General features: G+C 43.3%; 11 protein-coding genes, 1 tRNA gene and 1 riboswitch. Of the genes, 3 read left to right on the plus strand and 9 right to left on the minus strand.

What is annotated here, in order from left to right; translation table 11 throughout:
- Positions 1-3: 3 nt before the first annotated feature.
- From NIE32_RS03365 to NIE32_RS03385, 5 genes are all read right to left on the minus strand, one after another.
- The gene (locus NIE32_RS03365) at positions 4-762 is read right to left on the minus strand and encodes a LamB/YcsF family protein (protein ID WP_253053016.1); all 759 of its coding nucleotides are present in this window, start codon (positions 760-762) and stop codon (positions 4-6) included.
- A 30-nt stretch (positions 763-792) separates the two neighbouring features.
- Positions 793-2,004 (minus strand): NRAMP family divalent metal transporter, encoded by a 1,212-nt coding sequence (locus NIE32_RS03370; protein ID WP_253053018.1) that lies wholly within the window; start codon positions 2,002-2,004, stop codon positions 793-795.
- Positions 2,005-2,306: 302 nt separating this feature from the next.
- A complete protein-coding gene (locus NIE32_RS03375) occupies positions 2,307-3,050 on the minus strand; it encodes an amino acid ABC transporter ATP-binding protein (protein ID WP_253053284.1) in 744 nt (247 codons plus the stop codon).
- 25 nt (positions 3,051-3,075) lie between these two features.
- A complete protein-coding gene (locus NIE32_RS03380; protein ID WP_253053020.1) occupies positions 3,076-3,768 on the minus strand; it encodes an amino acid ABC transporter permease in 693 nt (230 codons plus the stop codon).
- Positions 3,769-4,563 (minus strand): transporter substrate-binding domain-containing protein, encoded by a 795-nt coding sequence (locus NIE32_RS03385; protein WP_253053022.1) that lies wholly within the window; start codon positions 4,561-4,563, stop codon positions 3,769-3,771.
- A 359-nt stretch (positions 4,564-4,922) separates the two neighbouring features.
- Here NIE32_RS03385 and rpiA point away from each other — a divergent pair, with 359 nt between their 5' ends.
- The 3 genes from rpiA to NIE32_RS03400 all read left to right on the plus strand — a co-directional run bounded on the left by rpiA (position 4,923) and on the right by NIE32_RS03400 (position 9,057).
- Positions 4,923-5,630 (plus strand): ribose 5-phosphate isomerase A, encoded by a 708-nt coding sequence (gene rpiA / locus NIE32_RS03390; protein WP_253053024.1) that lies wholly within the window; start codon positions 4,923-4,925, stop codon positions 5,628-5,630.
- Between the two features lie 261 nt (positions 5,631-5,891).
- A complete protein-coding gene (locus tag NIE32_RS03395) occupies positions 5,892-7,388 on the plus strand; it encodes an aldehyde dehydrogenase family protein (protein WP_253053026.1) in 1,497 nt (498 codons plus the stop codon).
- 137 nt (positions 7,389-7,525) lie between these two features.
- Positions 7,526-7,631: riboswitch (SAM riboswitch) on the plus strand.
- A gap of 121 nt (positions 7,632-7,752) precedes the next feature.
- A complete protein-coding gene (locus NIE32_RS03400) occupies positions 7,753-9,057 on the plus strand; it encodes an O-acetylhomoserine aminocarboxypropyltransferase/cysteine synthase family protein (protein WP_253053028.1) in 1,305 nt (434 codons plus the stop codon).
- Between the two features lie 85 nt (positions 9,058-9,142).
- Here the strand turns inward: NIE32_RS03400 and NIE32_RS03405 are convergent, their stop codons facing one another.
- The 4 genes from NIE32_RS03405 to NIE32_RS03420 form a co-directional block, all read right to left on the minus strand.
- On the minus strand, positions 9,143-10,345 hold the full coding sequence (locus NIE32_RS03405; RefSeq protein ID WP_253053030.1) for an NAD(P)/FAD-dependent oxidoreductase: 1,203 nt from the start codon (positions 10,343-10,345) through the stop codon (positions 9,143-9,145).
- A gap of 190 nt (positions 10,346-10,535) precedes the next feature.
- Positions 10,536-10,607: transfer RNA gene (locus NIE32_RS03410), tRNA-Glu, on the minus strand.
- A gap of 342 nt (positions 10,608-10,949) precedes the next feature.
- Positions 10,950-11,603 (minus strand): deoxyribose-phosphate aldolase, encoded by a 654-nt coding sequence (gene deoC / locus NIE32_RS03415; protein ID WP_253053031.1) that lies wholly within the window; start codon positions 11,601-11,603, stop codon positions 10,950-10,952.
- 27 nt (positions 11,604-11,630) lie between these two features.
- Positions 11,631-12,929, minus strand: coding sequence for a pyrimidine-nucleoside phosphorylase (locus tag NIE32_RS03420; protein ID WP_253053032.1), 1,299 nt, complete (start codon positions 12,927-12,929; stop codon positions 11,631-11,633).
- Between the last annotated feature and the right edge of the window lie 6 nt (positions 12,930-12,935).

Raw genomic sequence — 12,935 nt, forward strand, 5'->3', positions numbered from 1 at the left:
TACTTAAAGCCATGCCTTTATTGTTATCCCACGATCTTGTAGCTCACGTCTGATCGTTTCAGCAAAAGCCAGTGCTGCCGTCCCATCACCATGAACACAGATCGTTTCGGCACGAACGTTCGCCTTTTCTCTGGTCGTCGTTGTGACCGTTCCGTATTGAATCATCTCAAGGACCTGAGCCAAAGCCTGACCAGAATCTGCGATTAATGCATCCGGCATTGATCGCGGTGTCAACGACCCATCCGTTTGATACGTTCGATCAGCATAAGCCTCATAAATCACATGAAGGCCCGCTTTCTCACCCACTTTAGTCAAGAAAGTGCCGTCCATACCAAAAAGTAGCAAATCAGGATTCACATCCACAACAGCCTGAACGACGGCTTCAGCAATTTTTTGTTGATCTGAAGCCATATGGTACAAAGCACCATGAGGCTTAACATGATTCATACGTGTTCCTTGTGCTACGGTCATCGCTTGTAATGCTCCAATTTGGTAGACCACCATATCATAAACCTCAGTAGGTGATACCTTCATTTCTCTCCGGCCGAATCCTTTCAAATCCGGCAGACCTGGATGTGCACCGATCGCCACACCATTTTTCTTTGCCCGGTCTACCGTCTGATGCATAACTGAAAAGTCACCGGCATGGAAACCGCAGGCAACGTTTGCTGAGGTAATCAGCGGTAATACCTGTTCATCATGTCCAATCACATAATGACCAAAACTCTCGCCTAGATCACAATTCAAATCAATTTGAGTCATTATTAATCATTCCTTTTTCACAAACACTTTTCAGAAGATCGATGAAAAACCCTTAATGACGGATTGTACGCCTGCATAAGCCATAAACACGACAATAACCCAGCCAAAAATGGTCAACCATAATGGATGTTTATACATGTAGCCCATAATGTTCTTCTTTGTCACAGCAACCAGCAGGATCGCCAGCGCAATTGGTAAAATCAAGCCATTGATTGCGCCAACTATAACAAGAACCTTAGCCGGACTGCCAATAAAGTAGAAGATTGCCGTAGAGAAAACAATAAAGAAAGCAATGAGATACGGACGTAATTTATGATAGAAGTTATCCCCACCATCAAATTTAGAATAGTCTAAAAAGGACACGGATGTAAAGGTTGAACCCAAAGTCGACGTCATTCCGGCTGCAAGCAGGATCAATCCGAAAAATTTATAGCCAAAATCTCCAGCTGCCGACTGAAAAATGCTCGCTGCCGGGTTTAATGGATTGAGCTTATACCCTTCGGCAATAACTGCCAACGCGGCAAGAAAGAGAAGAATACGAATGATTGACGCTACCCCAATACCCGTTAGGGCCCCGCCATTTATATATCGGATGCTTTCCTTTCCTCTCAGCCCGCCTTCAAGCAACCGATGGCCGCCGGAAAAGGAGATATAACCGCCCACCGTACCACCGACAATGGTTACGATTGAATAAAAGTCGATGTGGGAAGGCACAAACGTATGAAGGGCCGCTTGTCCGACGGGTGGTGAACTGATCGCCACGATAAAGATAATCAAGAGCACTTTGACGACTGCAAGAAGCTGAACAGTGCGGTCCATAACCAGAAGCGCATTGCGTACGAGAAAAATGACAAGTGCAATCGCACCGCCGATCAATGCACCATTTTCCGGAGAAATGCCAAAGAGCACATTAAATCCTAGCCCGACGCCACCAATATTGCCGATGTTAAACGTCAGTCCGCCCATAACAATTAATGCTGTGAGCAGATATCCGAGGCCAGGCACTAACTCATTAGCAAGTGTTTGTGCCTTTTTACCCGACACACAAATAATTCGCCAGATGTTCAGCTGAACACCGACATCAACTAAAATGCAAATTAAGATTGCAAAGCCAAAATCTGCACCAAGCTGCCCGGTGAACGCTGCTGTCTGAGTCAGAAATCCCGGCCCTACTGCCGACATAGCCATCAGAAAAGCTGCACCCATGGCCACATTAAAAGCCACATTTTTCTTTTTAACCATAATGACGCCCCTTTTTAAAAATAATTTACCGGTGATTTTACAACCTTTTCAATTATTTATAAATACATTATTTTCTGTTAATCCGTTTATTTTCAAAATACTGTGTTGGCAGAGAAAAAGGATCCATTATGATGTAAACAACACTTTGGCTCATTTATTACCTATGAACTATAATTCATTCATCGTATGACTTTTAACAAACTATCTGTAACAAAAATATTTACTTGTACTTTTAGTGTCAACAAATGACCATAAGAAAAACCTGGGTTCTTCACCCAGGTTTTCTATAATCCTATTAACTATTATATCTGCTTCAAAACTTTACTCAAAAACTGCCTCGTTCGTTCGTGTTGCGGGTGCTGAAATACCTCTTCTGGAGTTCCCTCTTCAAGTACTGTGCCCTGATCAACAAATAACACTTTGTCTGCAACATCGGCAGCGAATTTAAGCTCGTGGGTAACCACCACCATCGTCCACCCCTTTGCTGCCAGATCCTTCATCACTTTTAAAACGTCTGAGACCAATTCCGGATCAAGAGCCGACGTTGGCTCATCAAATAAAAGCAGTTTAGGCTTTAGCGCAACTGCGCGTGCGATGCCCACTCGCTGCTGCTGTCCGCCAGATAACTGAAATGGATAATGATCCTGATAATCACTAAGTCCAACATCATTAAGAATTTGTTGCGCCTCTTTAACGGCCTGTTCCCGATTAATCTTTTGTACAATAATCGGCCCCTCAACCACATTCTCAAGCACTGTTTTATGCGGAAATAGATTATGGCTTTGGAAAACCATCGCTGATTTTCTTCGCATATTTTGAATTTCACGTTTTGTTAGCCTGCGACTGTAATCAATACGATCCCCATCAAGTTCCAGAGTTCCCTGTTCAGGAATTTCGAGAAGATTGAGACTGCGCAGCAATGTCGTTTTGCCAGATCCCGATGGTCCGATAATGACAAGTACCTTTCCCTCTTCAAGGGTCAGATCAATCCCCTTTAAAATCTGGTTTTCACCATATGATTTCTGTATGCCCTTTGCTTCAAGCAGCATTCTTCTGCCCCTCCTCTTTTTCTCAGTGCGTGGTCACATAGCGATCAAGTCGGGACTCAATTCGTCCCTGAATGATTGAAAGGACGAAGCAGAAGATCCAATAAATCAGTGCCGCCTCAGAGTAGAGTAAAAGAAAATCATAACTCGTTGCCGTGATTTCTTGAGCTCGTCTAAACAGTTCTGTAACTGTAATCGTTGAAGCAAGCGATGTATCTTTGACAAGGCTGATAAATTCATTGGATAACGGCGGTATTGACACGCGCGCAGCCTGTGGTAAGATAATCCGCCTCATGACTTGTGCATCGTTCATTCCGATTGTATACCCGGCTTCCCATTGTCCTTTTGGAACCGACAAAATGGACGCACGAATCGTCTCCGCTGCATAGCCGCCCACGTTCATCGATAAGGCAATGACCGCACCTACGAATGGACTGACCTCAATAGTGAGATCCGGTAATCCGTAAAAGATAATTGCCAATTGAACAAGTAGTGGTGTGCCTCTAATTATTGAAATATAAATGCGAGCGATCGTTTGTATGAATTTAACTTTCGACAGCCTCATGATTGCCAAAACCATTGCAAGCGTAAGCCCGAATACAAAGGAAATAATCGTCAATGGAATCGTATAGATAAGGCCCCCTTGTAGAATTGGCCAGAATGAGTGAACCGCAAGCGGCCAGTCAATCGTGATTTGCCCGAATACTAGAGGTGTCATTTATTTGCTAATATCCTTTCCAAAATATTTCTCAGAAATCTTCTTCAGCGTTCCGTCTTTTTTCATTGCTTGAAGTTGCTTGGTAAAGGCTTTGTCAAGACCACTGCCCTTCAGAACAGGAAAGGCAATGTCCGCTGCATTAGAGGGAACAATTGCTGCGATTTTCAGATTCTTATCTTTAGTTTCCTTAAAATATTGAAGTACTGCACCCTGGTCATTAACGGTTGCCTCAACACGTCCCTGACTAACCATTTTCAGTGCTTTTGACATATCGTCCTGACCAACGATGACTGCTCCAGCCTTTTTCGTCATCTCACCGTAATTGCTTGAAAGACCTTGTGCTACTTTTACACCGTTGAGATCACTCAATGCCTTAATTTTAGTGTTACTTTTTCTTGTGACAATGACAGACTGTGAAGTAGAATATGCTCTTGAAAAATCATATTTTTTCTCACGATCAGGGGTGACACCGACGTCATTAGCGATTGTGTCAAAGCGTTTAGCATTTAATCCGGCAAATAAGGAATCCCAATTCGATTCTTTAAATTGAACTTTAACACCCATGCGTTTTCCAACTGCTCGAATAACATCCACATCGAAGCCCACTAATTTATTTGTTTTGCTATCATGATAAGTGTATGGAGCATATGTGCCCTCAGTACCTACGGTAAGAACGCCTTTACTTTTTACCTGGTCCAATTGCGTTTCCGATTTGGATGTACCACCTGAAGCACCACATCCAGCCAATGAAAATGCCAATAGGGCAATAAACAAACCTAAAATATACTTTTTCAACTTCTTTTCCTCCTGTTACGTTAATCCAATAATTCGTTCTCTCTAATCCCTCAAACTTGAGTGGCTCATTCCACTGAGCTCTCTGATACTAGCCTCTCGTTTTTATATTCCGACTAATCAAATGTGTTTTAACGGATATTTATTCTAGCATTATTTAACTCAATAAACAAATATTTTTTAATATATATCATCTTTCCTCGTTTATCCCCTTTTAAAAAAAAAGATCATTGAATTGAATAATAATTTCATAATTCTGTCAAATTAGCGGAAAATCATTTGACAGTAAAAAAAAGAAAGCGTATACTTAAGCCAACAAGAGGCACAAATGCATTGTAAAATCACATTTGTGCAATATGGGGGTGTTCACAACGAATACAGAAGACATCAAAAGAGCGTGTGCCCAAAAGGCTCTAGACATTATTCAAAATCATTCCATTATTGGTTTGGGCGGTGGCAGTACAATTAGCCATCTGATTCAATTCATCAAAGAAAAACCAAATTTTGATATTAGCATCGTCACCCCTTCCGCACAGACAAAGCAGCTTTGTTTAAGTAATGGTTTGAATGTGCTACACACAGAATTTGTGGATCACGTTGATCTCGCTTTTGATGGATGTGATCAAGTGGACGAACAATTAAACGCCCTCAAAAGTGGAGGCGGCATCCATACAAAAGAGAAACTGATTGCTTCAATGGCAGATGATTATGTGCTGCTTGTTGATGAATCCAAATTTGTTCCAAGGCTGACCTTTGAAAAACCTGTAGTCTTAGAAATTATTGAAGAGGCAACAGCGTATGTAACAAGAGTGGCTGAACAACTCGGTGGAAAAGTACAGATGCGTCGAAGTGCTGCGAAAGACGGATTCACAGTTTCTGATAATGGTCATTTATTAATGGACGTTTTTTTTGATCAAACTCAAATAGAATCTATTAAACAACTTGACAGTCAATTACGATCTATTTCCGGAGTTCTTGATACTTCATTATTTGTGGATGTCGCAACAAAAGTGCTCGTCGCGACTGAAAATGGCATGAAATGGTATAGCGCAGATAAAGCGGAGAATTAATGACAGCCTGAAATTAGGCAGTCATTGGTTTAGAATGATGTCTTCTACTGATTATGGTGCGATGGCAATGATGACTAAAGATGACTTAAGGTAAGATCGGATAGGGTATTTAACAGCCCTTCCATTAGAAATCTGGTTGATCATGAGTCCTGTAATAATTATTTTTTAATTTAGAGAGCGTTTTCATTTTCATTTTTGAAGGTATGTATTACAATATAGTTGTGATATTAATTACACTAATTCTTGAAGGGAAGATGTACAATGAGTACTCAAGCCAACGTCTTTGCGCAAGCTGTCGATACAGATTACAAACTATACATTGGTGGCAAATGGGTTGAAGGTTCAGAAGGAAAGAAAATAGCAAGCTACAACCCTAGCAACGGTGAAAAATTGACTGAATTTGTCGATGCCAGCCATGCCGATGTGGACGCAGCTGTGAAAGCGGCAACAAAAGCATTCGAAACCTGGAAAGATGTAAGCATTCAGGAAAAGAGTGCGATTCTTCTAAAAATCGCTGACTTAATCGATGCTAACGCAGATCGTTTAGCACTTGTTGAAACGTTGGATAACGGCAAACCTCTTCGTGAAACAAAAACAGTTGACGTTCCTGCAAGTTCGGATCACTTCCGCTATTTTGCAGGGGTTATTCGTTCGGAAGAAGGTACTGCCAATGCCCTTGATGAGACGACATTGACAATAAATCTAAAGGAACCTATTGGCGTTGTCGGCCAAATTGTTCCTTGGAACTTCCCATTGCTGATGGCAGCGTGGAAAATCGCTCCGGCAATCGCCGCAGGAAATACCGTAGTCATTCACCCGTCATCTTCAACATCACTAAGTTTGCTTGAACTGGCAAAAATTCTTGATCAAGCCCTTCCGGCCGGTGTCGTTAACGTGATCACAGGTCGCGGTTCCGACTCGGGTGACTATATGCTCCATCATCCTGGATTTGCTAAACTGGCTTTTACAGGATCAACTGAGATCGGCTATGAAGTGGCAGAGGCCGCTGCAAAACGTCTGATCCCAGCAACTCTTGAACTTGGTGGAAAATCCGCTAACATTTTCTTCGACGATGCACCTTGGGAACGTGCTATTGAAGGTGCACAACTTGGTATCTTGTTCAACCAAGGCCAAGTTTGCTGCGCAGGTTCTCGTATTTTTGTCCAAGAAGGCATCTACGACAAATTTGTCGGTGCACTAAAAGAAGCATTCGAAAAAGTTAATGTTGGTCTTCCATGGGAAGACGGTGTTCAAATGGGCGCACAGCTCAACAACCGTCAACTTGAAAAGATTCTTAACTACGTTAAAATCGGTCAAGAAGAAGGCGCAAAACTCGTCACCGGTGGACGTAAGTTGACTGATAATAACCTAGATAAAGGTGTTTTCATGGCACCAACGCTTCTTGCCAATGCAAACAATGATATGCGTATTGCTCAAGAAGAAATCTTCGGACCAGTTGCTACGGTCATTAAATTCAAAGATGCAGACGAAGCCATTAAACTCGCAAATCAATCCGATTATGGCTTGGGTGGTGCGGTTTGGACACGTGACATCAACACAGCACTTCGTGTTGCACGTAGTGTTCGCACCGGACGTATGTGGGTCAACACATACAACCAACTGCCAGCTGGTGCACCATTTGGCGGTTATAAGAAATCCGGTATTGGTCGTGAAACGTACAAGAGCATTCTCGATGCTTATACGCAAACAAAGAATATTTACATCAGCACAAAAGAAACTGTTGACGGACTCTATTAATCGTTTCCGGTTCATCCTAAGAAGGGCATCCATGCGGATGCCCTTCTTATTTATTTGTTTATTAATAATCAGAAAATATTTTGTATTTACTATTGACAAATACTTTTAATCATACTAAGCTAAATGCAATTAAATAAATCTTATCAAGAGTGGCGGAGGGACTGGCCCTACGAAGCCCGACAACCAGCACAGGACATTGTGTATGGTGTTAATTCCAGCAGATTAAATTCTGGCAGATAAGAGAAGTATCGGCGACAAAGGCTGATTCCCTATCACTCTGCGGGAATCAGCCTTTTTATCTGCTCGAACCCCTTTTCTAAGATTTTATTTAATTGAAAACTCAAGAAAACAGGGAGAGATGAACATGGCAGAAGAAAGACAGTATGGTTTTGAAACGTTGCAAGTCCATGCAGGGCAGGTACCTGATCCAACCACTGGCGCGCGTGCGGTACCCATCTATCAGACTACTTCATTCGTATTCAAAGATGCAGACGAAGCAGCGGACTTCTTCCAATTAAAGAAGCCCGGTAATGTGTACGCGCGCATTATGAACCCTACGGAAGATGTCTTTGAACAACGTGTTGCACAACTCGAGGGCGGATCGGCTGCACTTGCAACCTCCTCAGGACTCGCAGCAATCACCTATGCAATTTTGAATGTTGCAAACAGCGGTGACCATATCGTTTCCGCTTCTACTTTGTACGGCGGAACCTATGAACTATTTGCGGTCACTTTGAAAAAACTTGGTATTGACGTAACGTTTGTTGATCCGGATGATCCAGAAAACTTCCGCAGTGCGATCCAAGATAATACCAAAGCCATTTACGCAGAAACAATTGGTAACCCCAAAATTAACGTCCTCGATATCGAAACTGTTGCCGACATCGCACATGAAAACAAAATACCTCTCATCGTCGACAATACTTTTGGAACCCCTTACCTTGTTCGTCCAATTGAATTCGGTGCCGATGTCGTTGTTCACTCAGCGACGAAATTCATCGGCGGCCACGGAACAGCGATTGGCGGAATTATCATTGACGGTGGTAAATTTGATTGGGCAGCAAGCGGCAAATTTCCAGACTTTACGACTCCGGACAAAAGCTATGGCGGCTTAGTTTATGCAGACCTTGCTCCTGCCGCATTTGCCGCAAAGGCGCGCGTCCAGTTGTTGCGCAACACAGGTGCAACGATCAGCCCTCAGAACGCATTTCTATTCCTGCAAGGACTCGAATCGCTCTCACTGCGCGTAGAGCGCCATGTTCAGAATGCGCGCAAGGTTGCAGAATATCTGAATAATCATCCGAAAATAACATGGGTCAACTATCCTGAGCTAGAAGGGAATAAGTACAGAGAACTCGCTAAGAAATACTTACCGAAAGGCGCAGGTTCAATCTTTACATTCGGTGTTAAAGGTGGAAAGGAAGCCGGAAAAACACTGATTAACAACGTAAAATTGTTCTCCCTGCTCGCTAATGTGGCCGACGCAAAATCACTGATCATTCATCCGGCAAGCACGACGCATGCGGAGTTGACTCCGGAAGAACAAGCAGTTACCGGTGTAACGCCTGAACTGATCCGTGTTTCTATCGGCGTTGAAACCGTTGATGACATTATTTACGATCTGGATCAAGCACTCGCAAAGATTCCAGATGCAATAGCCGCAAAATAAATAAAAAGATAAGAATGGTCTACAATGGGGGTTATTTAACGAAGGAGCCGGCAATGAATCATTTGCCGGCTCCTTTAGTGTTCATTTATTTTGTTATACTGAATCTCCCTTTTTTTATCATGGTCTCTACGCCGCCAATTTTTACAAGCGAACGATTTTCAATCACTTTCTTCATAATCGATGCAGGGCGGCCCTTCAAATTTCTCCCCATGATCTCTCCGACCGCATCATCTCTGCCTAGTGAGCAAACAGTACCCATAAACTTAAAGACAAAAGGCTTTGTACGTTTTCCTTCTAAACGTGCATTCAGATTATACGCTGCACAATCGGCTTGCTGCATTGCAATCTGGGCAGTAGTCGGATAAGGGCGTCCCGTTTCCGGATCAATAACTGCCGAACAGTCTCCAATAATCAATATTTCCGGATTGCCTGGAACGCTCAAATCTTCCTGGACAACAACGCGACCGCGATGCTGTTCAAACCCTGAACGGTTAACCACTGAACTCCCGCTAACACCGCCGGTCCATATAAAAGTTCCGGCCAGCAATGATTTTGGATCTTCGCCATCTTTGTAGTAGATCTTTTCACCGTCTAAGCCGCTGACCCTACCAATCACAAACTCTACGCCACGAGCGCTTAACGTGCGTGCCCCATACTCAGCAAGATGACGGTTAAATGTCGGTAGCGCATTAGGTGTGGGCTCGATACAGACGATACGCACGAGCTGAGGATCAACATTATAGCGTTTAATCAATTCAGGAATTCGGTTTGTAAGTTCACCTAGAAACTCAAAGCTCGTAAATCCTGCTCCTCCTACTGCAATGATCAGCCGTTTATTCAGATGATCAACAGTCCATTGTCTAAACTGATCTTGAATATGTTTCCGAATTTTATTAACAGATGGAATATCTGAAATGAATAAACCATATTCATCCATACCTTTAATGCCGAATAATTCCGGTTCAAAACCAAGCCCGATCAGCAAATAATCATAAGGAACAGGTGCGTGTTTCCGCAACAGAACAAGCTTCAATTTTCGTTCTACACGAACAACTGTATCCTGTATAAAGTATGTTTTCTTCTGATCAATAACTTGATTGATTGAATAGCAGATTTCATGAGCATCCGCTGTTCCTGCAGCAACTTCGTGTAGCGCAGTCGTTTCACAGTGATAATTGTTTTTATCTATGAGTATCAATTCCGCATTTGGTTTCATCTTTTGAAGTTTCTTTATTGCCCGCAAGCCACCATAACCGGCGCCCAAGACGACAATCCGTTTCTTTTTCATGATCCTTCTCCTCCTCGTCCGCATACGTTGTTATGATTGGACACCCATTCATAGTCGAGGTCTGTCACATTTTGTTCACATTTACCTCCTTTATTTTATCCTAATTTGTAAACGCTTTCAATAGTGAATTAAATAAAAAGTCATCCAAAACCCAATGAACTAGGTGAGGATGACTGATTACAAGTATATAGAGGGCGTACGGGAATTGAACCCGCGATCATGGAATGAGAATCCATTGGCTTAACCACTTGCCCAACGCCCTATAATCATCATGCGAAAAGCGAATGCTTATCATTTGCTTTTTTAGCACGAAGAAAATTATACCATAGTTGAGGCAGTGATTTCAAGCCTTTATTCCATAGGTATGTGACAAGCTTTTTTTTGGAATGAGGCTATCAATGATCGCTTGCCGCAGGCTCACTCGGCTCGCGATCATCAGGAACAATCCCGCAGGCACCTTGCATCACGCCTTCCTCCGAAGAACATTTTACACATATTCCCACAGAACGAGGTTTCAGTTGCAAGACTTTGATTAAGCCCTGTGTTAATCTCTCTTTCCTTTCGGCCCCATTGAAGCACAATGCCCTATGAATGTCTTTACTGCTTAAAAGCTTTCCGCCATAATTTTAACTCCTGAGCTTGCGCCAATACGTGATGCCCCTGCGGCAATCATTGCCTCAGCTTCATCCTTGGAGTGAATACCTCCCGCTGCCTTAACGCCTACATCAGCACCTACTGTTTTCCGCATCAGTGCCACATCTTCCGGCGTCGCACCACCGGTTGAGAATCCTGTGGATGTCTTTACATAGTCAGCTCCAGCACGAACCGCAAGCTGACAAGCACGTACTTTCTCCTCGTCAGTTAATAAACATGCTTCGATAATAACTTTTACGAGTGCACGCTTATCCGCTGCTTCTACGACTGCATGAATATCTGCCTCAACAACTTCCTCTTGACCGGTTTTCATCGCACCGATATTGATGACCATATCCACCTCATCGGCACCCTTAGCAATCGCATCACGTGTTTCAAATGCTTTTGTCTCCGGAGTAGACGCACCGAGAGGAAAACCAATGACGGTGCATACTTTTACCTGTGAATTTTTCAATTGTTCTGCAGCTAGCGCTACCCAGCAAGGGTTGATACATACAGATGCAAAGCCAAATTTCTTGGCCTCATCAGTAAGTTTGATAATTTCAGATTCTGTCGTTTCCGGTTTCAGTGCTGTGTGATCAATATATTTTGCAAGATCTGTCATGATCAATGGTCTCCTTCTATAAATCAATTAATGAATAATTTGATGAATAAGTTGGGGCTTGCGTGCCTGTTCGGAAATCGTAATGTTCTGATACAATTTATCGATCACCTGATCAATCTGCTTAGAATCCGAGTGAATGGTGAGTAATGCCTCACCCTTCTTCACCGAATCCCCAATTTTCTTATTGAGTACAATCCCTGTCGCATAGTTGATCGTATCTTCCTTTGTTGCTCTTCCCGCACCGAGCAGCATCGCAGCAAGTCCAATTTGATCTGCGTTCATGCCTGCAACAAATCCGGAATCTGTTGCTGGAAGTTCGAACTGGTATTTCGCTTGCGGTAATCGCTCAGGATGATCAACAACACCCGCATCTCCACCCTGGTTTTCAACGAATTGTTTGAATTTATTAAGCGCATGGCCTTGCTCAAGAGCCTGATGAAGCAGTCCTCTAGCATCGTCCAGATTTTCAGCCTTTCCTGCAAACTGAACCATTCGGCTCCCCAGTTCAAATACGAGTTCCTCAAGATCGCTTGGGCCATGTCCTTTCAAGGTATCAATGGCTTCTTTAATCTCAAGAGCATTTCCAATTGCATAACCCAGTGGTTGCGACATATCCGTAATAACGGCAGCCGTCTTTCTTCCGACATTTTTACCGATTCTGACCATCGTATCTGCAAGACGAACTGCGTCTTCCTCATTCTTCATAAAAGCACCTTCGCCACATGTTACTTCGAGCACAATCGCATCAGCGCCTGCTGCAATCTTCTTGCTCATAATGGAACTGGCGATTAAAGGGATGGATTCAATCGAGCCACTAACGTCACGAAGTGCGTAGAGTTTCTTATCTGCCGGAACCAAGTCACCCGTCTGGCCAATCACCGCAATATGATCGCCATTGACGTGTGTGATAAACTGTTCTCCGGTCATTTCAACAGAAAAACCCGGAATGGACTCAAGCTTATCAATCGTTCCACCGGTAAATCCAAGCCCTCGGCCGGACATTTTGGCAACTGGAACACCCACCGCTGCAACTAATGGCGCAAGGACGAGTGTCGTGGTGTCACCGACACCTCCGGTTGAATGTTTATCCACCTTGATGCCGGCAATAGCGGACAGATCGACTGTATCTCCTGAGGCGACCATCGCACGTGTAAGTTCCGCAATTTCCGAATCCGTCATATCTCTGAAAAAGATAGCCATCGCAAGCGCACTTGCCTGATAATCAGGAATCTTTCCACTGACGTAACCCTGAATAAAGAAGCGAATTTCCTCCGGAGAAAGTGAAAAACCATCACGCTTTTTTGTGATTATATCTACCATTCTCAAGATCAA

The sequence above is a fragment of the Sporolactobacillus kofuensis genome (assembly GCF_024125425.1).
GTDB classification, from domain to species: Bacteria; Bacillota; Bacilli; order Bacillales; family Sporolactobacillaceae; genus Sporolactobacillus; species Sporolactobacillus kofuensis.

Bases quoted from the DNA above. Each gene is read 5' to 3' on its own strand.
- NIE32_RS03395 (WP_253053026.1), top strand. From the start codon at position 5,892: ATGAGTACTCAAGCCAACGTCTTTGCGCAAGCTGTCGATACAGATTAC.
- NIE32_RS03380 (WP_253053020.1), bottom strand. From the start codon at position 3,768: ATGACACCTCTAGTATTCGGGCAAATCACGATTGACTGGCCGCTTGCG.
- deoC (WP_253053031.1), bottom strand. From the start codon at position 11,603: ATGACAGATCTTGCAAAATATATTGATCACACAGCACTGAAACCGGAA.
- NIE32_RS03370 (WP_253053018.1), bottom strand. From the start codon at position 2,004: ATGGTTAAAAAGAAAAATGTGGCTTTTAATGTGGCCATGGGTGCAGCT.
- NIE32_RS03405 (WP_253053030.1), bottom strand. From the start codon at position 10,345: ATGAAAAAGAAACGGATTGTCGTCTTGGGCGCCGGTTATGGTGGCTTG.
- NIE32_RS03400 (WP_253053028.1), top strand. From the start codon at position 7,753: ATGGCAGAAGAAAGACAGTATGGTTTTGAAACGTTGCAAGTCCATGCA.
- NIE32_RS03365 (WP_253053016.1), bottom strand. From the start codon at position 762: ATGACTCAAATTGATTTGAATTGTGATCTAGGCGAGAGTTTTGGTCAT.